At 71.5% G+C, this 25,378-nt stretch carries 26 protein-coding genes, 1 tRNA gene and 2 pseudogenes; 18 read left to right on the top strand and 11 right to left on the bottom strand.

Annotated elements, in window-relative coordinates; translation table 11 throughout:
- Positions 1 to 44: 44 nt before the first annotated feature.
- The 7 genes and pseudogenes from B0B14_RS16880 to B0B14_RS00560 form a co-directional block, all read left to right on the top strand.
- A pseudogene (locus B0B14_RS16880) lies at positions 45 to 641 on the top strand (MMPL family transporter); the annotation flags it as partial.
- Positions 524 to 958: pseudogene (locus B0B14_RS16875) on the top strand (MMPL family transporter); the annotation flags it as partial. The pseudogenes B0B14_RS16880 and B0B14_RS16875, both read left to right, overlap by 118 nt.
- Before the next feature lie 96 nt (positions 959 to 1,054).
- On the top strand, positions 1,055 to 2,041 hold the full coding sequence (locus B0B14_RS16870; RefSeq protein WP_306169503.1) for an MMPL family transporter: 987 nt from the start codon (positions 1,055 to 1,057) through the stop codon (positions 2,039 to 2,041).
- Positions 2,004 to 3,269 carry a sensor histidine kinase gene (locus B0B14_RS00575; protein WP_083710226.1) on the top strand — a complete coding sequence of 422 codons (1,266 nt, stop codon included), beginning with the start codon at positions 2,004 to 2,006 and terminating at the stop codon, positions 3,267 to 3,269. The genes B0B14_RS16870 and B0B14_RS00575 overlap by 38 nt, the downstream gene beginning before the upstream one ends.
- Positions 3,266 to 3,889, top strand: coding sequence for a response regulator (locus tag B0B14_RS00570; protein ID WP_076679496.1), 624 nt, complete (start codon positions 3,266 to 3,268; stop codon positions 3,887 to 3,889). The genes B0B14_RS00575 and B0B14_RS00570 overlap by 4 nt, the downstream gene beginning before the upstream one ends.
- A 90-nt stretch (positions 3,890 to 3,979) precedes the next feature.
- A complete protein-coding gene (locus B0B14_RS00565; protein ID WP_076679495.1) occupies positions 3,980 to 4,432 on the top strand; it encodes a DUF2871 domain-containing protein in 453 nt (150 codons plus the stop codon).
- Between the two features lie 10 nt (positions 4,433 to 4,442).
- On the top strand, positions 4,443 to 4,940 hold the full coding sequence (locus B0B14_RS00560; RefSeq protein ID WP_179085239.1) for a YdeI/OmpD-associated family protein: 498 nt from the start codon (positions 4,443 to 4,445) through the stop codon (positions 4,938 to 4,940).
- Positions 4,941 to 4,947: 7 nt separating this feature from the next.
- Here the strand turns inward: B0B14_RS00560 and B0B14_RS00555 are convergent, their stop codons facing one another.
- Entirely contained in the window at positions 4,948 to 5,631 is a 684-nt protein-coding gene (locus tag B0B14_RS00555) for a class I SAM-dependent methyltransferase (RefSeq protein ID WP_143733591.1), read from the bottom strand.
- 14 nt (positions 5,632 to 5,645) lie between these two features.
- Here B0B14_RS00555 and B0B14_RS00550 point away from each other — a divergent pair, with 14 nt between their 5' ends.
- Positions 5,646 to 7,148: a dihydrolipoyl dehydrogenase family protein gene (locus B0B14_RS00550; protein WP_083710223.1), complete on the top strand. Its 1,503-nt coding sequence runs from the start codon at positions 5,646 to 5,648 to the stop codon at positions 7,146 to 7,148.
- Between the two features lie 24 nt (positions 7,149 to 7,172).
- Here B0B14_RS00550 and B0B14_RS00545 read toward each other — a convergent pair whose 3' ends face one another.
- Complete coding sequence (locus tag B0B14_RS00545) at positions 7,173 to 7,811, bottom strand: CDP-alcohol phosphatidyltransferase family protein (RefSeq protein WP_076679492.1); 639 nt, start codon at positions 7,809 to 7,811, stop codon at positions 7,173 to 7,175.
- Positions 7,804 to 8,448 (bottom strand): TVP38/TMEM64 family protein, encoded by a 645-nt coding sequence (locus B0B14_RS00540; protein WP_256714196.1) that lies wholly within the window; start codon positions 8,446 to 8,448, stop codon positions 7,804 to 7,806. Before B0B14_RS00540 ends, B0B14_RS00545 begins: the two co-directional genes overlap by 8 nt.
- A 136-nt stretch (positions 8,449 to 8,584) precedes the next feature.
- Between B0B14_RS00540 and B0B14_RS00535 the strand changes: the two genes are divergently transcribed.
- Genes B0B14_RS00535 through B0B14_RS00520 form a run of 4 tightly spaced genes read left to right on the top strand, consistent with a single transcriptional unit; the run spans position 8,585 to position 12,673 of the window.
- On the top strand, positions 8,585 to 9,829 hold the full coding sequence (locus B0B14_RS00535) for an ABC transporter substrate-binding protein (RefSeq protein WP_218642059.1): 1,245 nt from the start codon (positions 8,585 to 8,587) through the stop codon (positions 9,827 to 9,829).
- Positions 9,826 to 10,701: an ABC transporter permease gene (locus B0B14_RS00530; protein ID WP_083710219.1), complete on the top strand. Its 876-nt coding sequence runs from the start codon at positions 9,826 to 9,828 to the stop codon at positions 10,699 to 10,701. Before B0B14_RS00535 ends, B0B14_RS00530 begins: the two co-directional genes overlap by 4 nt.
- A complete protein-coding gene (locus B0B14_RS00525; protein ID WP_083710440.1) occupies positions 10,698 to 11,618 on the top strand; it encodes an ABC transporter permease in 921 nt (306 codons plus the stop codon). Before B0B14_RS00530 ends, B0B14_RS00525 begins: the two co-directional genes overlap by 4 nt.
- The gene (locus B0B14_RS00520; protein ID WP_076679490.1) at positions 11,615 to 12,673 is read left to right on the top strand and encodes an ABC transporter ATP-binding protein; all 1,059 of its coding nucleotides are present in this window, start codon (positions 11,615 to 11,617) and stop codon (positions 12,671 to 12,673) included. Before B0B14_RS00525 ends, B0B14_RS00520 begins: the two co-directional genes overlap by 4 nt.
- A 30-nt stretch (positions 12,674 to 12,703) precedes the next feature.
- Here B0B14_RS00520 and B0B14_RS00515 read toward each other — a convergent pair whose 3' ends face one another.
- A complete protein-coding gene (locus tag B0B14_RS00515) occupies positions 12,704 to 14,179 on the bottom strand; it encodes a radical SAM domain-containing protein (RefSeq protein WP_076679489.1) in 1,476 nt (491 codons plus the stop codon).
- A gap of 415 nt (positions 14,180 to 14,594) precedes the next feature.
- Between B0B14_RS00515 and B0B14_RS00510 the strand changes: the two genes are divergently transcribed.
- A complete protein-coding gene (locus tag B0B14_RS00510; RefSeq protein ID WP_076679488.1) occupies positions 14,595 to 15,533 on the top strand; it encodes a diacylglycerol/lipid kinase family protein in 939 nt (312 codons plus the stop codon).
- Between the two features lie 4 nt (positions 15,534 to 15,537).
- Here the strand turns inward: B0B14_RS00510 and B0B14_RS00505 are convergent, their stop codons facing one another.
- Positions 15,538 to 17,352, bottom strand: a complete 1,815-nt coding sequence (locus B0B14_RS00505) for a DUF2207 family protein (RefSeq protein WP_076679487.1) — start codon at positions 17,350 to 17,352, stop codon at positions 15,538 to 15,540.
- A 42-nt stretch (positions 17,353 to 17,394) separates the two neighbouring features.
- On the opposite strand from B0B14_RS00505, the gene B0B14_RS00500 reads away from it, so the two are divergent.
- Complete coding sequence (locus B0B14_RS00500) at positions 17,395 to 17,838, top strand: MarR family winged helix-turn-helix transcriptional regulator (RefSeq protein WP_076679486.1); 444 nt, start codon at positions 17,395 to 17,397, stop codon at positions 17,836 to 17,838.
- A gap of 21 nt (positions 17,839 to 17,859) precedes the next feature.
- Here the strand turns inward: B0B14_RS00500 and B0B14_RS00495 are convergent, their stop codons facing one another.
- From B0B14_RS00495 to B0B14_RS00485, 3 genes are all read right to left on the bottom strand, one after another.
- Positions 17,860 to 18,150, bottom strand: coding sequence for a DUF4287 domain-containing protein (locus B0B14_RS00495; RefSeq protein WP_076679485.1), 291 nt, complete (start codon positions 18,148 to 18,150; stop codon positions 17,860 to 17,862).
- A 50-nt stretch (positions 18,151 to 18,200) separates the two neighbouring features.
- Positions 18,201 to 19,772 (bottom strand): L-serine ammonia-lyase, iron-sulfur-dependent, subunit alpha, encoded by a 1,572-nt coding sequence (locus B0B14_RS00490; protein ID WP_076679484.1) that lies wholly within the window; start codon positions 19,770 to 19,772, stop codon positions 18,201 to 18,203.
- Between the two features lie 111 nt (positions 19,773 to 19,883).
- A complete protein-coding gene (locus B0B14_RS00485; protein ID WP_076679483.1) occupies positions 19,884 to 20,249 on the bottom strand; it encodes a VOC family protein in 366 nt (121 codons plus the stop codon).
- Between the two features lie 125 nt (positions 20,250 to 20,374).
- Between B0B14_RS00485 and B0B14_RS00480 the strand changes: the two genes are divergently transcribed.
- Positions 20,375 to 20,447 (top strand) — tRNA-Arg (locus B0B14_RS00480).
- 78 nt (positions 20,448 to 20,525) lie between these two features.
- On the opposite strand, the gene B0B14_RS00475 is transcribed toward B0B14_RS00480, so the two are convergent.
- The 3 genes from B0B14_RS00475 to B0B14_RS00465 are packed head-to-tail and all read right to left on the bottom strand — an operon-like array spanning position 20,526 to position 22,911.
- A complete protein-coding gene (locus B0B14_RS00475; RefSeq protein ID WP_076679482.1) occupies positions 20,526 to 20,660 on the bottom strand; it encodes a methionine/alanine import family NSS transporter small subunit in 135 nt (44 codons plus the stop codon).
- On the bottom strand, positions 20,657 to 22,279 hold the full coding sequence (locus B0B14_RS00470) for a sodium-dependent transporter (protein WP_076679481.1): 1,623 nt from the start codon (positions 22,277 to 22,279) through the stop codon (positions 20,657 to 20,659). The genes B0B14_RS00475 and B0B14_RS00470 overlap by 4 nt, the downstream gene beginning before the upstream one ends.
- A 47-nt stretch (positions 22,280 to 22,326) precedes the next feature.
- A complete protein-coding gene (locus tag B0B14_RS00465; protein ID WP_076679480.1) occupies positions 22,327 to 22,911 on the bottom strand; it encodes an asparagine synthase in 585 nt (194 codons plus the stop codon).
- A 93-nt stretch (positions 22,912 to 23,004) separates the two neighbouring features.
- On the opposite strand from B0B14_RS00465, the gene B0B14_RS00460 reads away from it, so the two are divergent.
- The 3 genes from B0B14_RS00460 (at position 23,005) to B0B14_RS00450 (ending at position 25,367) form a co-directional block, all read left to right on the top strand.
- Positions 23,005 to 23,871: an SDR family NAD(P)-dependent oxidoreductase gene (locus B0B14_RS00460; protein WP_076679479.1), complete on the top strand. Its 867-nt coding sequence runs from the start codon at positions 23,005 to 23,007 to the stop codon at positions 23,869 to 23,871.
- A gap of 87 nt (positions 23,872 to 23,958) precedes the next feature.
- A complete protein-coding gene (locus tag B0B14_RS00455) occupies positions 23,959 to 24,561 on the top strand; it encodes a DUF4956 domain-containing protein (RefSeq protein WP_076679478.1) in 603 nt (200 codons plus the stop codon).
- The gene (locus B0B14_RS00450; protein ID WP_076679477.1) at positions 24,558 to 25,367 is read left to right on the top strand and encodes a polyphosphate polymerase domain-containing protein; all 810 of its coding nucleotides are present in this window, start codon (positions 24,558 to 24,560) and stop codon (positions 25,365 to 25,367) included. The genes B0B14_RS00455 and B0B14_RS00450 overlap by 4 nt, the downstream gene beginning before the upstream one ends.
- The last annotated feature ends 11 nt before the right edge of the window (positions 25,368 to 25,378 follow it).

Raw genomic sequence — 25,378 nt, 5'->3', positions numbered from 1 at the left:
TCCTGGTGCTCGTCGGTCTGCTCGGCGCCTTCGGGCGCGCCACGATGACCTCCGAGAATCAGAGTGCCCCACCCGGGTCCGAGTCGGCTCGGGTCGCGGAGCTGACGAGCGGGTTCGCGGATGCCGACGAGCGGACGCTGATCGCGGTCGCGTCCACGACGGCCGGCTCGGCGCTCTCGGAGGCGCAGAGCGCCGGACTCGGCGAGCTGGCGATCGCGCTCGAGGGGGTCGACGGGTCTCGCGTGCTCGGACCGTTCCCGAGCGACGACGGCCGCGCCGCCGTCGTGCAGGTGACGGCGCCGGTGCCGGGCGACGACGCGGCGGCCGAGCGTGCCCTGGTGGAGGAGGTCCGGGCGATCGTGCTCGGCGCGGAGATCGACGGCGTGACCGTGCAGGTCACGGGAGGACCGGCGTTCGGGGTCGACGTCGCCTCGTCGTTCGACGGCGCCGACCTGACCCTCCTCCTCGTGACGATCGGCATCGTGGCGGTGCTGCTGATCTTCACCTACCGGTCCCCCGTCCTGTGGCTGATCCCGCTCACCGTCGTGGGCATCGCCGACCAGGTCGCGAGCAAGACGACCACCGCGCTCGGGAGTGCGCTCGGCCTGCAGTTCGACACGGGCATCGTGAGCGTGCTCGTCTTCGGCGCCGGAACGAACTACGCCCTCCTCCTGATCTCGCGCTACCGGGAGCGGCTCGCCGTCGAGCCGATCACCGTCGCGCCCTCGCCGACGCCTGGCGGGGAACGCTGCCGGCGATCGTCGCCTCCAACGTCACCGTCGTCCTCGCGCTGCTCACGCTCGTGCTCGCCGTCGTGCCGGGCACGCGGGGTCTCGGCATCGCGTGCGCCCTCGGACTCGTCATCGCGCTCGCGGCCGTTCTGCTGGTCCTCCCGTCGGCGCTGGCCGTGTGCGGCAGGGGGGTGTTCTGGCCCGCCGTACCGCGCGCGGGCGATGACACGACCTCGCGCGGACGCGTCTGGCGCACCGTGGCGCACCGGGTCGTGCTCCGGCCGCTCCTTCCGCTCGCGGGCGGGGTCGCCCTCCTCGCGGTCATGGCAGCCGGACTGTTCGGCACGACCGTCGGACTGAGCCAGGTCGAGAAGTTCCGCGTGCCGACGGAGTCGTCGGTGGGCCTCGAGGTGCTCGCCGCGCACTTCGACGCCGGACAGGCCCAGCCGTTCGTGATCGTCGCGCGCGCCGCCGATGCCGACGCCGTGACGGCCGCGGCCGAGTCCGTGACGGGAGTGGTGAGGGTGAGCGCATCGGGCACGAGCCCCGATGGCGACCTCGTGCGGCTGTCGGTGGTGGGCGAACCCGCACCGGGCACACCGGACAGTCGCGCCCTGGTCGTCGAGCTTCGCGCATCGGTCCACACGGTGACGGGTGCCGACGCGCTGGTGGGCGGTCAGGGCGCGGCCGATGTCGATGCCCGCGACGGCAACCTGCGAGACTTCCTGCTGATCGCTCCGCTGATCCTGATCGTGACGTTCCTGGTCCTGGTGGTCCTCCTTCGCGCTCTCGTGGCGCCGCTCGTGCTCCTCGCGGTGAACACGCTCAGCGCGATCGCGGCCGTCGGCGCGGGCGCCTGGCTCGGCCGTGTCGCGTTCGGCTGGGATGCCCTCGACCTCCCGGTGCCGCTGCTGTCGTTCCTGTTCCTGGTGGCGCTCGGAGTGGACTACACGATCTTCCTCGTGCACCGCGCACGCACCGAGGCACGGGTCTCGGGCACGCGCGCGGGGATGGTGACGGCGCTCGCGACGACCGGCGGCGTGATCACGAGCGCGGGCATCGTGCTGGCGGGCGTGTTCGCCGCCCTGGGGCTTCTGCCGCTGGTCACGCTCGGACAGATCGGCCTGATCGTCGGGATCGGCGTCCTCGTCGACACGCTCGTCGTGCGCACGCTCGTCGTTCCGGCGCTGTTCTCCCTGCTCGGGGATCGGATGTGGTGGCCGAGCCGGCCGATGACCGGCGGGCGGTCCCGGAACGCGGAAGAATCGGAGCATGTCGACGTCACGCCCGTCCTCACCACCGCGGGGTGAGGCGTCGCGCGGGCAGGCGGGCGGCGCCGAGACGGTGAGCGGGGCGATCCGCCTGGGCCAGTCGGCGATCACCCTCGCTCTCGTGGTGATCGCCGCGATCCGGGCGATCACCGACGGCGTCCCCGTGCCGTGGGCGCTGTCGCCGGCGCTCGTGTTCGCCGGCTGGTACTTCGGCGGCCTCGTCCTCACCGGTCGCACCCGCGATCCGGCCCTCGCGATGTGGTGGCTTGCCGGCCTGTCGCTCATCTGGGTCGGCGCGGTCGCCGTCTCGGCGGAGTTCGTGTGGCTGGCCTTCCCGCTGTGGCTGCTGGCGGGATTCATCCTCACCCTGCCGTGGGCGATCGGCTTCAGCGTGACGATCCTGGCGGTCGTGATCGCCGCCCCTCTGCTCCACGCGGGGACGACGTCGTACGCGAACGTGATCGGCCCGACGGTCGGCGGCGTCTTCGCCCTCGGGATCGCCCGCGGCTACCTCGCGCTCGTGCGCGACGGGCGGGAGCGCCGACGACTGATCGCGTCGCTGGTGAGCGCTCAGACCGAAGCGGCGCAGCTGCAGGACGAGCTCGCGCGGATGCAGCGGGAGTCGGGTGCAGGACTGGAGCGCACCCGCATCTCGCGCGACATCCACGACACCGTGGCGCAGGCCCTGTCGTCGATCGGGATGCTGGCGCGCTCCGCGTCCGCGGCGCCGCCGGCCGAGGCGGGCGCGGTGCTCCCGCAGATCGACCAGCTCGCCCGCGACGGCCTCGTCGATGTGCGCCGCATCGTCGACGACCTCGCCCCCTCCGAGCTCGAGGGATCGGCGCTCGGCGACGCGCTGCGGCGCATGCTCGCGCGCGTGGAGGAGGAGACGGGCATCCGCACCGATCTCCACATCGACGACACCCTTCCGGCGATGTCGATGGGGGCCGAGGTCGCGCTGCTGCGCACGGCGCAGTCCGCGCTGGCCAACGTCCGCGCGCATGCGGGCGCGCACCGCGTCGTCGTGACGATGGCGGATGCCGGCGACAGCATCCGCCTCGACATCGCCGACGACGGGGTCGGCTTCGACGCGACCGGGTGGAGCGCACGTGCGGAACGGCGCACCGACGGGTCGGGGTACGGGCTCAGGGCCATGCGCGCGCGCCTGCGGGAGCTCGGCGGCGACCTCGACATCGAGAGTGCACCGGGCGACGGCGTCGCCCTTTCGGCGTCGATGCCGATCGCCGCGGACGGAGGACGCGCATGAGCGCGCTGCGGGTCGTCCTGGTGGACGACCATCCGATCGTCCGCGCGGGTCTGCGGTCGCTGTTCCCCGCGGACGCGGGAGTGGATGTCGTGGGCGAGGCGGCCACGGGCGAGGAGGCGGTCGCGCTCGCCCGCCATCTTCACCCCGACGTCGTCCTGTGCGACCTGCGGCTCGGCGACGGCATCGACGGCGTCGAGACGACACGGCAGCTGCGTGGGCTCGACCCGGCGCCCGCCGTGGTGATCCTGACGACGTTCGACCGCGACGTGGAGATCCTGGGGGCGGTCGAAGCCGGCGCCGCGGGGTACCTCCTGAAGGATGCACCGGCGGAGGAGATCACGTCGGCGATCCGCAGCGCCGCATCCGGGCTCCTCGTGCTCTCCCCCGAGCTGACCGCGCGGATGGTGCAGGTGATGCGGTCGCCGCGGGTGCGTCTGACCGATCGCGAGCTCGACGTGCTGCGCCTCCTCGAGACCGGGGCCTCCAATCGCGAGATCGCCAAGACGCTGTTCGTCACCGAGGCGACGGTCAAGACCCACCTCGTCCACCTGTTCGAGAAGCTCGGCGTCGAGAGCCGGTCGCGTGCCGTCGCCGTCGCCCGCGACAGCGGTCTGCTGTGACCTCTCCGCGACGACGTCGATCTCAACCGTTCGGATGATCCCGCCGCCCTCGCCCCCGGCGAGAGTGGAGGTGACGTCGAAAGGAATCCCATGCGTCGCCTGTACTCCGCCTCATTCGCCTACATGATCGCCGGTGTGCTCTCCGGCCTGTTCTACCGCGAATTCACGAAGGTCAACGACTTCCCCGCGGGAGCGTTCACCCAGCTCGGACTCGCCCACACCCACCTGCTCACGCTCGGCTTCGTCGTGCTGCTGATCGTGCTCGCACTCGAGAAGCTGTTCGCCCTGTCGCGCAGCCGCCTGTTCGGCTGGTTCTTCTGGCTGTACAACGCCGGCGTGATCCTGACATCCGCGATGCTCGTCTGGCACGGCAGCCTGACGGTGCTCGGCCAGGAGGCCGGGGGAATGATCGCGGGGATCGCGGGCGTCGGCCACATCCTGCTCACGTCCGGAATGGTCGTGCTGCTCCTCGCGCTCGGACGCGCGATCGCGCGCGATCGGTCGCAGACGGATGCCGTCGCCGGCGTGGTCGGGGCGCACTAGCCTTTCGACCATGAGTGACGCGTGGCCGCTCCTGGGACCGTTCCACACCATCGACGGCTTTGTGGAGCCCATGGAGTGGGGCCGCGCCAGGTACACCGTCATCCGCGTTCCCGACGACCTGGTCGACGCCGCACGATCGGTGGGGACCCGACGAGTCCAGGGCGAGATCGAGGGATGCGAGGTCAACCTCGCCCTGACCGTCGCCCCCGTCTTCTCCGGGACGTTCGTGTGGGCGGGAGCGCCGCTCCTGCGGCGGATGCGCGTCGAGGCCGGCGATCCGGTCTCCGGGCGTCTGGCTCCCGTCGATCCCGGCGAGGTGCCGATCCCCGCCGACCTCGCGAGCGCCCTGGAGAGTGCCGGCGCGCGTGACGCGTGGGATGGCCTGGAACCGGCGGCACGCCGGCGGCGGCTCGTTCCCGTGGACTCCGCCGGCACCGCTCCGACGCGGGCCCGCCGCATCCAGGCGATCCTCGACGGCCTCTCGGGATCGCCGGCGACGTCGGGCTGACCGGCTCTCAGGGCAGCTGGGCGGCGACGGCGACGAGGTGACCGCCCTTGCGTTCGACGCGCTGAACGGTGCCGGGGGCGGCGTCCCGCTCCAGCATCCGCCACGGCCGTGAGCCGATGTCGGCTCCCCCGGTCGCGCAGGCGACCCTGGCCAGCGGAGACAGGACGCGCCACCGGCCCCTCGGCGGCTGCATGTCGACGACGCCCGCGCGGGCCCCCGGCCGGAGCACGCTCTTCGCCCGCTCCCACGCCACCTCGCGCCGGTCGATCACACTCAGGGCGTAGGTCGCGAAGAGTCCGTCGGCGAGGTCTCGATCCCGCTCTGCCCGCAGCACGGCGCGCACGCGGGCCTCGTCGAGCTCGACGGCGTCCGACTGGATGATCCGGACCCGATCCCCCCAGCCGCGGTCGGCGACCCGCCGACGGGCCATGGCGAGCATCTCGGCGCTGCGATCGACTCCGACGACCAGACCCTCGCGGCCCACCGCCGCCGCGAGCGCGGGGAAGTTCAGGCCGGTGCCGCATCCGAGATCGACCACGATGTCGCCGCGGGCGGGTGCGAGGAGCTCGATTCCCGCCGCGCGTCCGGCGCCGTACACCCAACGCTCACCGGACAGCACGTCGTACCAGCGCGCGCCCGCGCTGTATCGCCGCAGCGGCGTCGCCATCGGGCCTCCCGGGGTCTGGTCCACTCTAGGCTTCGGGGATGAGCGATTCGTCACGCCGATCCGCCCGTCCGCTCGACGCCGCCGGGGCGGCCGCCGTCGGCCCGTGGGACCTCGTGGTCATCGGTGCCGGAAGCGCAGGGCTCGTGGCGGCCAAGAGCGCCGCGGTGCTCGGCGCCCGCGTGCTCCTGATCGAGGCGGGGCTCTTCGGCGGCGAGTGCCTGCACACCGGATGCGTTCCCTCCAAATCCCTGATCGCGGCCGCGCATGCGGCCCATGCCGCCCGGACCGCGGCGCGCTACGGGGTCGACGTCGACGGCATCCGGGTCGACTTCCCCCGCGTCATGGCGCACGTGCGCGAGGCGATCGCCGCCATCCAGCCCGTGGACTCCCCCGAGGCCCTCGCGACCGCGGGCGTGCACACGCTGCGCGGTCGCGCGCGCTTCGACGGCGACGGCGCGGTCGTCGTCGATGGGCAACGCATCCGATTCCGCGACGCGCTGATCGCCACCGGGAGCTCGCCGGTCCTCCCGCAGGTGGCGGGGGTGGAGACGGTCGAGGTCCTCACGAACGAGACCTTCTGGGAGCTGGAAGAGCTCCCGGCCCGTCTCCTCGTCGTCGGCGGCGGGGCGATCGGGTGCGAGCTCGCACAGGCGATGGCGCGTCTGGGGAGCACCGTCACGCTCGTGCACCGCGGTCCGCGCCTCCTCCCCCGGGAGGATGCCGCCGCGAGCGCACTCGTCCTCGACGCCCTGCGCGCCGACGGCGTCGAGGTCCGTCTGCAGGCGACCGTGACTCAGCTGCGCGGCGCCGACGGTGGCGACCCCTCGCCGAGGGGGACGGCGCGTCTGAGCACGGGCGAGGAGGTGCCGTTCGATCGGATGCTGGCGGCGCTGGGCCGGCGGGCGGTGACCGCCGGGCTCGGACTCGACGCGGCGGGGGTCGAGCTCGACGAGGCCGGAGCGATCGCGGTCGACGCGGCGCTTCGCACATCCCACCCCCGGATCCGTGCGGCCGGCGATGTGACGCCGCTCCCCCGCTTCACCCACACCGCCGGCGTGTTCGGCAGCACCGCGGCGACCAACGCGGTCCTCGGCCTGTCGCGCACGGCCGATCTGGAGGTCGTGCCGCGGGTGACGTTCACCTCTCCCGAGGTCGGCGCGGTGGGGGTCTCCCCCGACGACGCCCGCGCCCGGGGCTTCCGCGTGCTCGTCCAGGAGCACGCGGAGGTGGACAGGGCGATCGCGGAGGGCGAGACGAGCGGGCGGACGGCGATCGTCGTCGACCGGCGTGGGCGCATCCGCGGTGCCAGCATCGTGGGCCCGCGCGCCGGGGAGTCCCTCGCCGAGTACACGACGGCGATGCGCGCCGGGCTCACCGCGACCCGGCTGGCGACCACGACCCACGCCTACCCGACCTATTCCGATGCCGGCTGGAACGCCGTCGTGGGCGAGGCCCAGCGCGGTCTGCGATCCGGGATCGTCGCGCGGGGCATCCGGGTGCTCGCGGGCCTCCACCGTCGGCGTCGCAGCCGGAGCGACTGACCCCCGGGCGACCGGCGACCCGGTTCAGCGCAGCGCTCGGTAGCCCGCGACGATCCGCTGCACCGCGCTCACGGCGACGAACACCGCCCACACCAGGGCGATCTGCCATGCCCAGAACGGCAGGATGAGCCAGAGCGCGTGCACGGCGATCGTCTCGGTGCCCTCGGCGATGCGGCCGAGGAACGACAGGGAGCGGCCGTCGTCGATCGTGCGTCCGGTGCGCTCGGCGATCGAGGAGAACGCGAGGAACGCCGTCCCGTTGACGTAGTACGCCAGGAGCACGAGGAGGAACGGCCACCAGGGCGCGCCGTAGCCCGCCGTCGCCCCGAACGCGACGCCCACGACCGTGGCGCCGTAGACGACGAAGTCGGCGGTGATGTCGAGGAAGCCACCGGCATGCGACGGTGCGGATGCCGCATCCGTGCTCGCCCGTCGACGCCGGCGGCGGGCGAGTGTTCCGTCGAGTCCGTCGGCGACCCGTGAGACGAGCCAGAGCGCGAGGGCGACCCACCACAGCTGGAATCCGGCAGCGGCAGCCGATCCGAGGCCGAGCACGAGCCCGGTGATCGTCAAGCCGTCCGGGGTGATGCCGGGGCGGTCCACGGCGGCCGCCATCGCCTCGAGGGGGCGCGACAGCAGTCCGCGCAGCGATCGGTCAAGCATCCGTCGCCCCCGTCTCGGGGGCAGCACCCTGTCGTCGCGACCGCACGACGGCGCCGACGACGATCCCCGCGATGGACAGCACGCCGATGGCCGCGAGGGCGATCCAGAACGGCGGTCCGAGCTCGAAGCCGTAGGCGCCCAGCGCGACGTACGCGGCGGAGCCGGGAAGGATCCCGATCGCCGTGCCGAGCGCATAGTCGCGGCGACGGACGGCCGTCAGCCCCGCGCCGTAGTTGATCAGGGTGAAGGGGATGACGGGGATGAGCCGGGCACCGAGCACGGCGAGGAATCCCCGTCGGGCGAGCACCTCGTCCAGACGGGCCACGCGGGCGCCGGTCAGGCGCTCCACGGCCTCCCTGCCGAGCGCGCGCCCGATGACGAAGGAGGCCGCCGCGCCGAGGAGGGCGCCGACGTAAACGAGCACGAGCGCCACCCAGAATCCCCACACCACGCCCGCAGCGATGCCCAGCAGATTCTTCGGCACCGGCGTCAGGGTGAGCGCGGCGTAGCCGACGAGGAACACGAGCGCGCCCGCCCAGCCCCACTCGGCCGCGGCCGCCCGGATCACCTCGACATCCGTGGGCGCCAAGAGGAACCCAACCGTTGCGGCGAGGGCGACGAACAGAAGGAGAAGCAACAGGCGGGCGACCGCCCAGCGCGTGGATCGGACGGGCCGCGAACCCGGGTCATCAGCCTGCACAGCGTCCTTTCCGATCTCCCATACCCTAGTCCAGCGTGTGCCTTCCGGCCCGCTCGTCCCCGAGGAGTCCGCCGTGAGAAGCGCCCGTCCCCGCACCATCCGCACCGCCGCCGCCGTCGTCCTCGCCGTGCCGATGATCGCCCTCGCCGGCTGTGCCGCGCCGGCGGGCTCCGCTTCGGCGTCGTACGACGACTGGGACCAGGTCCTGGCCGACGCCGAAGGGCAGACCGTCCAGCTCTGGATGTACGGGGGCGACGACCAGGGCAACGCCTACGTCGACGACATCCTTGCCCCGGCCGTCGCGGAGTACGGTGTGACGCTCGAGCGCGTCCCCGTGACCGACACGCGTGACGCCCTGAACCGCGTCTTCACCGAGCTGCAGGCGGGCCGCGCCGACGGCACGGTCGACCTCATCTGGGTCAACGGCGACAACTTCCGCACCGGCCGCGAGGCCGACGCGTGGCTCTGCGGGTGGACCGACCTCCTGCCCTCGATGGCCAACACCGACCCCGGCGACCCGCTCCTGCAGTCCGACTTCGGCACCCCGGTGGACGGATGCGAGGCACCCTGGCACAAGGCGCAGTTCACGCTCGCCTACAACGCGGACGCCGTGACCGACCCGCCGACGACGATGGCGGAGGTGCTCGAGTGGGCGGAGGCCCACCCGGGCCGGTTCACCTACCCCGCGCCGCCGGACTTCACCGGCTCGGTCTTCCTCCGCGAAGTGCTCGCGAGCGTTTCGGGCGGCGCCGACGAGGTGCCGGCGGAGTTCTCCGAGGAATCCTTCGACGAACTGGCCCCGGCGCTCTACGACCGCCTCGCCGAGCTCGCGCCGAGCCTGTGGCGCGGGGGCGACACGTACCCGGCGAACGAGGCCGAGCTCGGCCAGCTCTTCGCCGACCGCCAGATCGACATGACGATGACCTACGGTCCGGCGACCCTCACCGACCTGGTGGCCGACGGCACGTACCCGCCCGGCACCACCGTCCTCCCGCTCGAGGACGGCACGGTCGGAAACGCCAGCTTCCTCGGCCTTCCGATCAACTCCGACGCGACCGCGGGCGCGATGGTCGTCGCGAACGTGGCGCTGTCGGTCCCGCAGCAGGTGGCGAAGGCGCAGCCCGACGTGTGGGGCCAGTTCACGGTCCTGGACATCGAGGGACTGGATGCCGAGGACCGGGCGCTCTTCGACGAGCTGCCGCAGTCGCCCGTCGTCCCCGGATACGAAGTGCTGTCTCGGAACGCGCACGGCGAGCTCTCGGCCGCGTGGGTGCCCGCTCTCGACGAGGGCTGGCGCACGAACGTGCTGAGCCGATGAGCTTCGCCCCCGTCGCACCCCGCGCCGGCACGCGCGCGGAGCGTCGGCGGGGGGCGCTGCTGGTCCTGCCCGCGGTCGTCGTGACCGCGATCGTCGTCGTCGGCGGCCTCGGCGCCACGGTGGTGCAGGCTCTCGGACTGCTGCCGATCGCCGGGCCGGCCCGCCCGGGGTTCGATGCCTTCACCGCGCACCCCGACGATCTCGCCGCGGCGGTGGGCGTGTCGCTCGGCATCGCGACCGCCTCGACCGTGATCGCGGTCGCCGTCGGCACGGCCGCGGCGATCGTGATCGTCTCGGGGAGGCTCGGCGGCCGCATCGTGGCGGGGCTCGGCGCCGTGACCGTGACCATTCCGCATCTGATCGGGGCGGCCACCGTGGGACTCCTCCTGGCCGACGCCGGGGTGCTCCCGCGGCTGCTCGGCATCGCGCCGGACGCATGGCCCGCGTTCGTGGGCGGGCCATGGTGGACCGCGGTGGTCGCGGAGTTCGCCTGGAAGGAGTCCGCCTTCGTCGCCCTCGTCGTCACGGGCACGCTGGCCACGCGGGTCGCGGCGTACGACGAGAGCGCGGCGCTCCTCGGCGCCGGCCGGTGGCAGCGCTTCCGCCACGTGCTGCTGCCGCTCACGCTGCCGTCGATCATCATCGCGGGCGCGATCGGATTCGTGTACGCCCTCGGCTCGTACGAGGTGGCCTGGCTCCTCGGACGCACCTACCCGGAGCCGCTTCCGGTGCTGGCCGTCCGTCTCTTCCAGGGCGTCTCGCTCGACTCCCGCCCCGAAGCCGCAGCCGTCGCGGTCGTCACCTCCGCGATCGCCCTCGCGGTCGTCGCGACCACCTTCGGAGCACTCCGGCGGACGGCGGCGTGGCGATGAGCCGCCCGGCGCAGAGTGCGCTCACGGCCTCCCGCGGGGCCGGCAGAGCGGGCCGCATCCTCGTCAGCGCGCTCCTGATCACCTGGTTCGCACTCCCGCTCCTTCCGCTCCTGCTCTGGTCGTTCGCCGACGCGTGGTCGTATCCCTCTCCGCTTCCGACCGCGTGGGGGTTCACGGGCATCGAAGACGCATCGGGCTTCGGCGCGTGGCCCGCATTCGCCCGGTCGATCGCCCTCGGACTCGCCGTCGCCGCGATCGCGACGCCGATCGGCGCGCTGGCGGCGCGGGCGCTCACGTTCGGCGCCGTGCCCTTCCCCCGTGCGGTCTCCGCACTCCTGCTCGCACCGATCGCGCTCCCGCCCTTCGCCGCGGTGCTCGGGGTCAACGTCCTGCTGCTGCGCGCCTTCGTCCCGCCGGTGATCGGGGTGGTGCTGGTGCTCGTGGTGCTGGCGATCCCCTACACGGCCTTCGTGATGCGGACGGCGTACGGCGCCTATGACCGCGGGTACGAAGACGAGGCGCGGCTGCTGGGCGCGAGCAGGCTGCAGATGCTGCGTCGCGTGCATCTGCCCATGATCGCCCCGGCGCTCGCGCGCGCGGCCTTCCTCGCCTTCCTCGTGGCGTGGAGCGACTACATCGTGACCGTCATCGTGGGCGGTGGCGAGCTGGTCACCCTTCCGCTCGTGGTCGCCGGCGCAGCCGCCGGACTCGGCAACGACGCCGCGGTCGCCGTCATGTCGCTGGCCGCCGTGGTGCCGCCCGTCGTGCTCCTCATCGCCACACTGTCGCTCGGACGCGGCCGATCCGCAGCACGCCGGAGCCGGGCGGCATCCGTCGGAGGTCCTCTCGCCCCGCTTCCCCCCGACACCCCGCGTCCGGCCGTTCGGCCGTCACCCCAGGAGAGGGTCTCCGCATGAGCGCCGATCTCGTCCTCACCCGTCTCGCCAAGCGCTTCCCGGGCGCGGAGGCCGTCGCTCTCGACGACCTCTCGCTCACCGTCGCAGCAGGCGCATGCACCGCGGTCCTCGGCCGCAGCGGTTCGGGCAAGAGCACGCTGCTGCGCGTGATCGCCGGTCTCGAGACGCCGGACGCGGGCACGGTCCGCATCGGCGGGGTCGACGTCGGCGCGGTGGTCGCCGAACGCCGCGGCGTCGGCATGGTGTTCCAGCGGTCGCTGCTGTTCCCCCACCTCACGGTGCGCGACAACGTCGCATTCGCCGATCGTGTCGCCGGCGCCTCGAAGGCGGTCGCGCGCGAGCGCGCCGAGCGGTTCCTCGGAATGGTGCAGCTCGCCGGATACGGCGACCGCCGCGTGGGCGAGCTCTCCGGCGGTCAGGAGCAGCGCGTGGCGATCGCCCGCGCCCTCGCCGCCGAGCCGGCCGTACTCCTCCTGGACGAGCCGTTCAGCGCGCTCGACCCCGCACTCCGGGCAGACATGCACGACCTCCTCGCGACGATCCGGCAGGCTGTCTCCCCGACGATCGTGCTCGTCACGCACGACCGCGACGAGGCCGCCGGGGTCGCCGACCGCATCGCGGTGATGGACCACGGCGTGCTCCTGCACGAGAGCACCGTCGCCGACGCGTACCGTCGGCCGCGCACGGTGCAGGTCTCGCGACTCATGGGCGGACGCAACGAGATCCCCGGCCGTGTGATCGGGGATCGGCACGTGAGCGCGCTCGGCCGGATCCCCCTCCTCCGCCGCGCGGCGGAGGAGGGCGAAGCCGTGCTCCTGATCCGTCAGGAGGATGTCGGACTCGCCGATCTCACCGCTCCGTTGCCGTCGGAGTCGGTCCGGGTGGAGGCGACGGTCAGCGACGTGCGGCGGGCGGGTGCCCGCTCGGACCTGATCCTCGAAGCGGCGGGCGGGATCCGGCTTCACGCGGAGGCGGCCGGAACGACGCAGCGCCTCCCGGGCGATCGCGTCGCGGTGGAGCTCCCCCTGGCCGCCCTCCACGTCGTCGCCGGCTGACGCGGGGGCGACCAGCCGGATCGGGCGCGCTCAGGAAGCCGCGCGGCCGGTGGTGCGCACCGCGGTGAGCCCCGACGGACGGGCGACGACCTGGGGGGCGATGCCGTCGCGCGTCGTGGGCAGCGGCAGGAGCTTGCGCAGCTCGACGTTCTCGATCGGGTCGAGCACGGAGTGCTGCACGCACGCGGGCACGAGCCTGCCGTCCTCCGGGTGCGACATCGCGTACATGCACGAGCCGAGTCGCTCCTGCGTCTCCTTCAGGAGCGGGTCGTCGGCGACGATCCCCTTCTCCATGAGGTCCCACGCGGGAGCCACCTGCTCGGCGTCCATGAAGTTGTGGACGACGAAGGTCTTGAACGACAGCTTCCCCTTCCGCGCCGCACGGAGCACGCGGCGGATCCCTCCTCCGCGGCGGAGCACCCGGCGGGCGAGGCCGATGAGCGGAGGGATGTCGCCGGGGTGGGCGGCGATCGCGCGGAGGACCTTGACGGTGAGGACGCCCTTCGGAACGTCGCCGAAGATCATGCCGCCGAAGTGATCGAGGAAGCGGTCGCGCGCGGCGATGTCCTTCGGGTCCTCCGGGTCGAGGAGGGGTGCGAAGGTGCCACCGACGCGCATGCCGACCGTCGAGCGGTTGCAGCGGGGGTCGCCGAACTGCGTGGCCTGCCACGGCAGCTTGTGACCCGCGCCCTTCTCGATGCGCTCCCACACGGCGTCGATCGTGACCTCGCCGAAGTCCTCGCGCCAGCGACGATCGTCGCCGATGAACGCCGCGGGCTGGAAGGACATCATGTCGAAGGGCATCTCCAGCACGTCCCGAGTGACCTGCTCGACCTCGTCGACGTTCGACGGCGTCACGGTCATGTTGTGCGCGAGGTACCTGTTCACCCCGTGGTCGCGCTTGAGGTCGACGAACATCTGGGCGAACTTCTCCCGGAACGGGTTCAGCTCGGCTTCGCTGCGCGGACGCACGGCGCCGCGGCGGCCGCGCATGAGCGAGTCGAAGTGCGCGGCGAACGAGACCTTCTCGAAGCGCGGCCGACCCTCGGCATCCAGTACGAGGTCGAGGAGGTAGTCGTAGTCGAAGTCGCCGTGGGTCATCGACATCGGCTCACGGCCCACCGCCCGCATCGCGAGCAGCGCCTGAGCGTGATCCTCGGCGGACAGCAGACTCACTTCGCCGCCGATGAGCTGGGCGTGGGCGCGTGGCCCCCGCACCTCGCGGAGGAAGTCCATCTGGCGGGCGACGTTGTCGACGGTGTGGTCGCCGTCGATGCGCACCTTGTTCGCGTCGGCGGAGTGGTAGCACGGCGAGCACGTGAGGTTGCACTTCGGGAACACGCCGTGGGTGCCCTCGCAGCCCACGGCGCAGCGACCGAGCAGCTGGTTCGGGGTCTTCACGTGCTCGGGCAGCTCCGCCCAGCGTCGATCCAGGGCCCGACGCGTGTCGGGGTGGATGGGGCGGGTGTCGAGCTCGAACCGCCGGAATGCCGTCCCGATTCCCATGGTTTCCTTCCGTCGCCGTGCGAGCGCCCTCGCATCGAGGATGCCTCTCACAGTGCTGTTCGTCAGCGTCGGCTGCGCGGATTGGATGTGTTCCCGGCAGCTGTCGAAACTCAGTCTGTGTCACGCACGCCCCGATCGGGAGGACCGGCCGGGCGCTGTCCGAAAAGAATCACAGAAAGATAACGTCCACCTCTTCCCTTCGTTACCTCGCCGTTATAGAGTCTGTGTCACGGAAGTTGTTTTGCTGTGGCAGCTCCCGTACATGTGATTGCAGGACACTCTTGGTGCAAGGGACAAGGGCCGGTTGGAAGCCTCTCCGACCGGCCCTTACTCTGTCCGGAGGGACACCGCAACGGTCCCCCTCCACCGCATCCGCAGGGCAGGATGGATGAGCCATCCCGAACGAGGAGTCTGCATGTCCGATCGCATCGCCATCATCTGGAATCCCACCAAGACCGACAGGGAGACCCTCGAGGCGGGCCTCGCGGCGGCGCAGCACGATGCCGACGTCGATGTGCGGTGGTGGGAGACGAGCGAAGACGACCCCGGACAGGGTGTGGCGGCACGCGCTCTCGCCGACGGCGCGGACCTCGTGGTGGTCGCCGGCGGAGACGGCACGGTACGCGCCGTGGCCGAGCACTTCGCCGACAGCAAGGCATCCGCCGATCTCGCGATCGTGCCCCTGGGCACGGGCAATCTGCTCGCCCGCAACCTCTCCGTGCCGATCAACGACGTCCCCGCCGCGTTCGTGCGCGCCCTCGGCGACGGCACCCGCCCGGTCGACATGGGCTGGGTCGACGTCGAGCTCGAGGGCGAGAACGAACGCCACGGCTTCGTCGTCATGGTGGGATTCGGCATCGACGCCAACATGATCGCCGAGACCGACGACGACCTGAAGAGCAAGGCCGGCTGGCTCGCCTACGTCGAATCGCTCGGGCGTGCGCTCGCCGCGAGCGAGGTGCTGCCGTTCCACGTCACCACCGACGACCAGGCCGCGCGCGACGAGCGGGGGCACACGCTCCTGATCGGCAACTGCGGGATGCTCCAGGGCGGTGTCGCCCTCCTCCCCGACGCCGATCCGTCGGACGGCGAGCTCGACTACCTCGTGCTGAGCGCCGAAGGGCTGGCCGAGTGGGCCGGCACTCTGAAGACGATGATGTGGGACAACGGCATCATGCGGCTGTTCGGCAAGTCCGACACCGCGACGAGCTCCGACTCCGTCATCCACGGTCGCGCGAAGCGGATCGAGGTCACCCTGCCCGAGGCGCGCCCGTTCGAGATCGACGGCGAGGAGATCGGCGACACCGCGTCGTTCACGGTGACGGTGCAGCCGTCGGCGATCCGCGTGCGCTGAGGCGCTACACCCCGCCCGCTCCGCCGCCGCCACCACCGCCACCGGCCGATCCGCCGCCGGACGACCCGCCTGAGGTCGACGACGACGCGGTGGTGCTCGACGACAGCGACGAGATGCCCGACGAGAACGAGGCCGCGCTGAACGCCGTCGTGCCCGAGTACCATCCCGGCGAGTTGCCCTCGCCGTAGAGCACCGCCAGACGCTCCGACCACTCCTTCTCCTGGCCGAACACGACGGCGTACGGCAGGAGGCTCTCGTAGAGGCGGAGCATCATGCGCGGATCGTTCACGTCGACGGGCACCCGCTCCGCACCCGTGGGCGACTGCAGCATCCGGATGCGGTCGGCCTCGGCCCACTCGATGAAGACCTTCAGCCCCGCGAGGTGGTCGCGCGCCTCGGCTCCGGCCGCGGTGAGCGGCATCCGGGCCATCATGATCGCGACCGCGACGGTGGCGAAGACCGCAGCGACCAGCAGCACCACGGGCACCACCCAGGAGACGGATGCCGTCAGCGCGGCGATCCCGAATCCGAACACCAGCACCGCCATGCCGAGGGTGAGAAGGATCGGCCAGACCCGCGTCCACGCGCGGACGGGCTTTCGGAGGCCGCCGTTCTTCAGCTCCTGCTCGGCGGCCTTCAGGATCTTCTGCGCCACGGTCGACAGTCGCGTGTCGGTCTTGCCGAACTCGAACTGCTCACCCGGCACGCCCTGGGGGAAGAGGCCGTCGAGCAGCATCCGGCCATCGCCGTCGGCCTTCGAAGGGTCGACCAGCACGGCTGTGAGCTTGGCCGTGCCCCAGAACCCGGGCGCGCCCTCCACGATCCGGATGCTGCCGACCACGGCCTGCTCGAGCACTTCGGCCGGGATCGCCTTGGCGGGCTTCGCGAGAAGCACCGCGCTCTCGAGCGCGTCGATCCCGGGCGGGGGCGTGTATTCCGCGATGATCGTGGGCCGGCCGGGTTCATCGCGCAGCCGACGCGACGCCACCACTCCGGCGGCGGTCACGGCTCCGACCAGTCCCAGCCCGGCGATGCCCTGCGCCCAGCCCCACCCCGACGCCAGGTACGACGCGTCGAACGGCGTGAACGTGCCCGCTTCGAACGCGACCGCGATCGTCATGGTCTGGTTCGGCAGGAGGTCCGACGCCTCCGCCTCGACGACGGTCCGACCGCCGGAATCCGTCGCCGCGATCTCGCACCGGTCGGTCGAATCGGCGTAGCCCCGATAGCAGGCCATCGCCCCGGTGAGCCGGTCGGAGACTCCGTCGTCGAACCGGAGCGTGGCCGAGACCCGGCCGTAGGGCTGCGCGGCATCGACGCCGTTGACGTCCCAGAAGAACTCGTCGACCCCCGTGTCGGCGAAGTATCGCGTGACGTTGTGCAGCCGATACGTGAACACGTAGGTCTGCGCGCCGTGGACGTAGTCGTCGGCGCGCGAGGTCATCGTGAAGTCCCCGTCGTCTTCGGTGATCTCGGACGGACGCGGGTCGCCGTTCTCATCCGTGATCGAGACGAACTCCGGCTGCAGCGGAGCGCCCTGGTACGAGTCGGGGATGCTGCGACGCATCCCCCGGTTCTGGTCGGACTCGGGGAAGACGGCGACGAACGTCTCGACGACCTCGAGCGTGCTCGACCCGTCGGAGGCACGGCCGAGCGTGTAGTCGGCGTGCATGCTCTCGAACTCGAAGTCGTCGACTCCCGCGATCCGCGGCTCCCCCGCGGCGACGCTCGTCACCGCCACGGCCGGAGCGGCGACGGCGAGTCCGGATGCCGCAGCCAGTGCGATCGAGATGACCAGCGTCCGCAGCATCCGTCTCATTGCTTCAGCCTATGTCGCGGAGGTGGCCTGTAATCTGGGCCCGTGACCGACCGACGCCTCGCCATCGACGCCTGGGAGAGTCTCTTCCGCGCTCAGCACGAGGTTTTCCACGAGATCAGTGCCGATTTCGTCGGACCCGAGCTGACGCAGGCCGAGTACGACGTGCTGCTCACCGTCACCCGTGCGCCGGAGCAGACGGCCCGGCTGCGCGATGTCACGTCGCGCATGCTCATCAGCCAGCCGAGCGTGTCGCGGCTGGTCGATCGCATGGTCGAACGGGGGCTCGTGTCGAAGTGCCCCGATCCGGATGACGGACGCGGCGCGCTCGTCCGCGCCACCGACGACGGCGCCGCGCAGTTCCGCCGCATCGCACTGTCGCACGGCGCGTCGATCGCGGAGCGCATGGCCTGCCTCACCGATGAAGAGCTCGCTCAGCTCAGGGACCTCACCTCGAAGCTGCGGCGCAACACTCCCCCGGAGTGCTGACGCCGCTCCTCGCGTCGGCCGTCACGAGGCGGGGTTCGTGGCCTTCCCGTCGAGCCAGAGCGTGTCGCTCGGGTCGCTGTGCGCCCCACCGGAGTCGACGTGCTTCGCGGCGATCTTCGGCCCCTTCGTGATGACGTGGACGAGCGCCATGGCGTGCCCGCGCCCGAGGCCGTAATCCTCGGCGAGCCACGCGACGATCTCGCCCGCCTTGGTGCCGGGGCCGAAGCCCTTCTCGGACGCGAGATCGAGAAACTGGCGAGGCGTGAGCCCCGTCTTGTCTTCGATGTTGTCGAGATATGCCTGGAAAGACATGCGATCCTCCTTGCTCCGCGCGACGGCGTTGACGCCTGAACCTTATCGGCTCAGCACTCGATGACGTTGACCGCGAGGCCGCCCTCGCTGGTCTCCTTGTACTTCGTCGACATGTCGATGCCGGTCTGGCGCATCGTCTCGACGACGGCGTCGAGCGAGACGAAGTGCGAGCCGTCGCCGCGCAGCGCGAGGCGCGCGGCGGTGACGGCGGTGGATGCCGCGATGGCGTTGCGCTCGATGCACGGGATCTGCACGAGGCCGCCGACGGGATCGCAGGTGAGGCCGAGGTGGTGCTCCATCGCGATCTCGGCAGCGTTCTCGATCTGCCGGTTCGTGCCGCCCATCACGGCGGTCAGTCCACCCGCGGCCATCGCGCACGCGGAGCCGACCTCGGCCTGGCATCCGCCCTCCGCGCCCGAGATCGACGCGTTGGCCTTGAACAGCGACCCCAGCGCCGTCGCCGTCAGGAGGAAGCGCCGGATGCCGCGACGGCGATTGGCCTCGGCGATCGCGTCGGGCGCCCCCTCCACGAGGTCGGGTTCGGCCGGGTGGAACCCGAGCAGGGCGCTCCCGACGAGCTCTCCGTAGGGCGTCACGGCGTTGCCCGAGCCCAGGCCCGAGTCGGCGAGGAAGCGCCACCAGTACATGGCCACGGCCGGGAGGATGCCGGCCGCGCCGTTCGTCGGGGCCGTGACCACGCGGCCGCCCGCCGCATTCTCCTCGTTGACGGCGAGCGCGAAGGCCCCGAGCCACTCGCCCGGGAGCTCGCGGCGGCCGTCGGACTCCGCCTCCTCCAGCTGCGCACGGATCGATGCCGCGCGACGCTTGACCTTCAGGATGCCCGGCAGCACGCCGTCGTGCGCGAGTCCGGCCTCGACGCAGCGCGACATGGTGTCCCACAGCACGTCGAGGCCCGCGGCGATCTCCTCGTCGGTGCGCAGCGCCTCTTCGTTGATGCGGGCAGCCTCGGCGATCGTGATGCCGCGCTCGTCGCACAGGGCGAGCAGCTCCTCCGCGCTCGCGAAGCTCAACGGGTACGCGTGCGCGGCGACGCGGGGAGGCTCGCCTTCACGGCGGATGAAGCCGCCGCCGATCGAGTAGTAGGTCTCTTCGAGGAGCGGCGTCCCCGTGGGCGGGGCGAGTTCGATGGCGCGGGCAGCACCGGTCTCGCGCACGACGCCACCGGCGTCCGCGCGCGCAGGGCCTTCCGAGGCATCCGCCCAGGCCGCCAGCGACATCGCATTCGGATGCCCGGGGAGTCGCGTGCGCGCCGCGAAGGTGACGTCGGACTTCGCGAAGGCGACGGGATGCGTGCCGTCGACCAGCAGATCCCGCTCGCCCGACCACGACGTCCACGCCGAGCGGACGGCATCCGGATCCACCGTCTCGGGCGCGAGCCCTTCGAGGCCTGCGACCACCGCGTCGGGTGTGCCGTGGCCGATGCCCGTGGCTCCGAGCGATCCATAGAGCGTGCACGTGACGCGGGCGACCCGGTCGAGCACACCCGCCTCTCGCAGGCGCACGGCGAAATCGTGCGCCGCACGCATGGGTCCGACGGTGTGGGAGCTCGAGGGTCCTACTCCGATGGAGAACAGCTCGAACGCCGAGACGTATGCGCTCACGTCTTCAGGCTACGCGTCGGAGGCGCAGGATGCACGGCTCGGGCGAGCGCGGGTGAGCACGATGGTGCAACGATCCATCTCGCACTGAGCGAGGCGCGCAATCAGGATGCCTCACGGTCGCTGGTAGGCGACGAGACCGACGGTGTTGCCCTCGGAATCGCGGATGAACGCCTGCCACTCCTCGTACCCCGCAGGGCCCAGCAGATCGTCGCTGTGCGTGAAGATGACGTGCGCGGGCGACACGACGTCGACGAGTCCGCCCAGGCGCTCCAGGGTCTCGTGCACGTTGTCGACCCGGAGATAGACGAGCGAGCTCGGCGCCGACCTCTCCAGCAGCAGCCGGACTCCGTCGAGGTCGAAGAAGAGCAGCCCGGGCGGATCGAAACGGGCTGTCGGTGGCGTGTCGAGGAGCACGGTGTAGAAGTCGGCCGCGCGATCGAGGTCGTCGGCGTGCTGCGCGATCTGGACGAGTTGCACGGTGGGGGCCTCCTCGGTGTCGAGTCGCGCATCACGCTACTCCGGGGCTGCGACGACCGCCTCGATTCGCGCCATCCCCGCCCGTGGGATATGCTCGTCTCTGGTTTGCGCGGCGCGCGAACCATGCGCCCGTAGCTCAATGGATAGAGCATCTGACTACGGATCAGAAGGTTGGGAGTTCGAGTCTCTTCGGGCGCACACTGTGTTGAGACAGTATTGAAGGCCCCGCGGTCACCCGCGGGGCCTTCGCTGTTTCCGGCCCCTCAGGGACGCCCGCTACAGCTCCACGGGCGGCGCGGGCTCGGTCTCTGCGATCTCGGGGTGCCGCGCGAGGTTGACGATCGCGGCGATCAGGCCGCCCCACACCGTGACCATCGCGATGATCATCATGATGACCGCTGCGACACTCATGCTCCCGCTCCCTTCTCCTGCGGCTGTGCGATGGGGATGGTGCCCGTCTCCGGATCGGGGTCGTACTCCTCCTCGGCCAGGAACTCGTCGTAGTCGGGGTCGTCCTTCGCGTGCGATCGGCCGCTCCACGGCAGCAGCGACAGCAGGACGCCGATCACGACCAGCGCGATCGCCATCCCCCAGCCGAAGATCGCCAGGAACCAGTCCGGGTATCCGCTGTAGGGCGTCGAGGTCTTCGCGATGATCTCGCTGATCAGCAGGTAGCCGAGCACGACGGGTGCGAGCACACCGACGAGGACCTTCCACAGCCGCCCGGTGCGGAAGCTGGATCGGCGGTTGAGGTGCTCCTGGAGCACCGGGAGCTTGTGGAGCACCCAGGCGACCACGATGACGGCGACCAGCGCCACCGCCATGATGCCGAAGGCGTTGACGAAGGCATCCGCCGTATCGAGCACCGTGAGGGCGGTCGTCGTCGAGAACAGCGCCATCGAGATCACGGCCAGCGGGATGGAGACCGTGAGCACCGTGCGGACGCGCCCCCATCCGAGCTTGTCCTGGAGCGCGGCGACGATGACCTCGAGGATCGACACCAGCGACGTGATGCCGGCGAACACCAGGGCGCCGAAGAACAGCACTCCGATGATCGTGCCTCCGGTCGCCTGCGAGACGATCGTGGGGAACGCGATGAACGCGAGCCCGATGCCGGATGTCGCGACGCCGGCGACCTCCGTGCCCTGCGCCTGCGCCATGAAGCCGAGGGCGGCGAACACGCCGATGCCCGCAAGGATCTCGAAGCCCGAGTTGGCGAAGGCGACGACCAGACCCGACCCGGTGAGGTCGGTCTTGCGCTTGAGGTACGACGCGTAGGTCACCATGATCCCGAACGCGACCGAGAGTGAGAAGAAGATGTGCCCGTACGCCGACGCCCACACGGCGGGATCGGCCAGGGCCTCCCAGTTCGGCGTGAAGAAGGCGTTGAGCCCGTCCAGAGCGCCGGGCAGGAACAGCGCCTGCACGACGAGGACCGCGAACATGAGCGTCAGCAGCGGCATGAGCACGAGGTTCGCGGTGCCGATGCCGCGCTTGACGCCCAGCGCCATGATCACGATGACCACGAGCCACACGAGGATCAGCGGGATGCCGACCTGCGGGACGAACTCGGTGGAGACGCCCACCTCGTTGACGTCGGCGGAGCGCAGGAAGTCGACGAAGAAGAAGTCGTTCTCCCTCCCGGCACCCCACGTGAGCTGCGACGAGAACCACGTGTACATCGCCGCCCAGCCCACGATGACGGCGTAGTACACGGCGATGACCACGCAGATGAGCACCTGCCACCACCCGATCGGCTCGGCGGCGCGGTGCATCCGACGGAACGCGAGGGGCGCCGATCCGCGGAAGCGGTGGCCGATCGCGTAGTCGAAGAACAGCAGCGGGATGCCCGCCGTGATCAGCGCGCACAGATACGGGATGAGGAACGCCCCGCCGCCGCCCTCGTACGCCACATACGGGAAACGCCAGATGTTGCCGAGTCCGACCGCGGACCCGATCGCGGAGAGGATGAAGACATTCCGAGAGCCGAATGCCTCGCGCTTGTGGGTCTGCGTGGTCGCTGTCGCCATTCCGCGACCCTACTGGACCCGCTCCGATCTGTCAGGGAAGCGCGGTCTCAGCGTGCGTCGTCGGATGCCGCGGCAGCGGCGGCAGCGCCTTCCGCGAGGCGGCGGCGGTGGGCCTGGAGGCGGGGCAGATCGATCATCTGGAGGGACTGCATCCGGGCATCCCGCATCGACGCGTAGTCGTCGTCGAGCTCGGGATGCGCCGACTCGACCCGGAGCCTCCGGAGGAGATTCGCCTCGACATCGCCCCAGGCGGCATCCCGCGACTCTTCGAGGAGCACGCGCAGCGCCTCGGGGTCGTCGGCCTCGGCCCGGAGCCCCTTCGCGACGCCCGTGTACTGGCGGTGGCGTTTGCGGAGGTTGCCGGTGTCGCGATCACGGTAGTCGTGCGTGCCGTCGGGGTCGCTGTAGCGTCCCCACGCCTTCTTGCGCTGCCGGAGGGCGAGGTCGGCGGCGGCCTGCTGCTCCTCGGCGAGCGCCAGCAGAGTCTCGCGCGCGAACTGCGTGAAGTGCTCGGGGTCGAACGACTCGCCGCCGCTGATGGTGTCGACCAGGATGCGATTGCGGATCGTCAGGCGAGCCGCCGCGCGGGCGATCGAGAGACCCTCGGCGATCGCCTCGGCCGTGCGCCCCATGTCGCGCCTCCTCCACACACGAGCGTATCGGTCGGGGGCTGCTCCGCCGTCGGGGGAGAATCGATCTCGGCCCTGATTCCGAGAGGAGCCACGATGGCGAAGAAGCCTCGACTCGATGTCCGCGGGCGGACGACGGTGATCACCGGCGCGGCGAGCGGCATGGGCGCCGAAGTGGCGCGCGAACTCGACCGCCGTGGTGCGCGTCTCGCACTGCTCGACCGCAACGCCGACGGGCTCGCCTCCCTCGCCCTCGACCTCACGGGCAGCGGCCACACGACGCACGCCGTCGACCTCACCGACGACGACGCCGTGTTCGCCCTGGCGGCCGGGATCGCAGCATCCCACCCTCACGTGCAGGCCCTCGTGACCTGCGCCGGCTCGTCGATGCTCGGCGACATCGACCAGCTCACGATGGAGGAGATGCGCTGGCTCATGGACGTCAACCTGTGGGGCACGGTCAACATCACCAAGGCCCTGCTGCCCGCGCTCCGACGCGAGACGGCCGCCCATGTCACGCACCTCGTGTCGATCTACGGCCTCGCCGCACCCGCGGGCCGCATCCCCTACGCCATGAGCAAGTTCGCGGTGCGCGGCTTCACCGAAGCGCTGCGGCACGAGCTCGAGGGGTCGACTGTGACGGTCGGCGCCGTGTATCCCGCCGGCGTCAAGACCGGCATCATCCTGCACGGCCGCTACGCCGCCGCGATCGATCCGGCGGTCGCCCAGCGGGCCGCCGAAGCCCAGGCGCGGATGTACCACACCGCACCGGCGGATGCCGCGGTGCGGATCGTGGAGGCGACCGTCCGCCGCCGCGCGCGCACGATGGTGGGCCGCGAGGCGGGCCTCGTCGACGTGCTCTCCCGCGTGACTCCCCAGCACTACTGGGCGCCGATGAGGGCGAAGCTGCGGGCCGCGATCGACACGACGACACCCATCGCGCAGGGTCGCGGTCATTCGTAAGGGGAGCTTCACCGCGTCATAGGAGCCGCATAGGGGCTCTCGGCTGAATGGGGACATCGCACTTCCCCGTCAGTTCCGGAGACCCTCATGGACCAGCTCGCCGTCGTCGCCCTCGACATCGTCGCCATCGGCATCCTCGCCTTCGCGGTGTACTTCCCGCGCCACCGCCGACGCGATCTCACGATCGCGATCGTGGGCATCAACGTCGGCGTGCTCGCCGTGTCGATGGTGCTCGGGTCGACCACCGTCGGGGCGGGCCTCGGCCTCGGCCTGTTCGGCGTCCTGTCGATCATCCGGCTCCGCTCCCGCGAGATCGATCAGAGCGAGATCGCCTACTACTTCGCGGCCCTCGCCCTCGGGCTCATCTCGGGACTGTCGGGCACCGTCACGGTCCTCAGCGCGGCGCTGATGGCCCTCGTCGTCGCGACCCTCGCGATCATCGACGCGCCCGCACTGCTGCGCCGCCACCGCGAGCAGTCGCTCGTGCTCGATCGGGCGATCCTCGACGAGGAGCAGCTGCGCCTGCACGTCGAGGACCTGCTCGGATGCCGTGTGCACACCGTGGATGTCAAGGCGATCGACCTCGTCTCCGACACGACGACGGTCGACGTGCGCTTCGCCGTCGCCCGCGACCGCGACGTCCGGCCCGGAGTCGAGGCCCGCCGCGAGATGACGGCTGGTGCGCGATGACCGCCCGGCTGTCGGATCTCCGCCGCGTCGACCTCGACGAGCTCAACGCCCAGGCCGAGCTGCAGACGCGGGTCGACCGCAAGTACATCCTCCCCTCCGGCGCGCTCCCCCCGGTGCTCGACGAGCTTCCCGCCGGCACCGCCGTGCTCGAGATCGCCGACCGACGCGCCCTCCGCTACGAGTCGCGGTACTTCGACACCCCGGCGCTCGACAGCTTCCACGGGGCCGCGCACGGTCGCCGCCGCCGCTTCAAGGTGCGTGCGCGCACCTACGTCGACTCGGGCGGATCGTTCCTCGAGGTGAAGACCCGCGGCGGGCGGTCGGCCACCGTCAAGGAGCGCGTGCCGGTGCTCCGCGACGAGCTCGACGAAGACGGCATCGCCTACGCGACGGAGCTGCTCACCGACGCCGGGATTCCCCGGGCGCCCTGGCTCGCCCGCCACCTCGACCCGGTGCTGGTCACGCGCTACCGGCGCGTGACGCTCCTCCTCCCCGCCGCGGGGACGACGTCGGATGCCTCGCGCGGCACGATCGACCTCGAGCTCGAGTGGATCGACGTCGACGGGCGGCTGCTGTCGCTCCCGGGGTCGGTGATCGTCGAGACGAAATCCGGCCAGCGGGCCGGCGCACTCGACCGTGCCCTGTGGCGCCAGGGGCATCGTCCGTCGACCCTCTCCAAGTACGGCACGGGGCTCGCGGCCCTCCGGCCGCACCTGCCGAGCAACAGGTGGCGCCGCGTCCTGGACCGCCATTTCGCGGGTGCCGAGGCATCCGTCCCTCCCACCCCCACCCGATCCGCGGCCTGACCGGCCGCTCA

This window comes from Microbacterium sp. RU33B, from assembly GCF_900155915.1.
Lineage (GTDB): Bacteria > Actinomycetota > Actinomycetes > Actinomycetales > Microbacteriaceae > Microbacterium.
The sequence above is the reverse complement of the archived record's forward strand: the minus strand, read 5'-3'. Positions and strand labels throughout refer to the sequence as shown.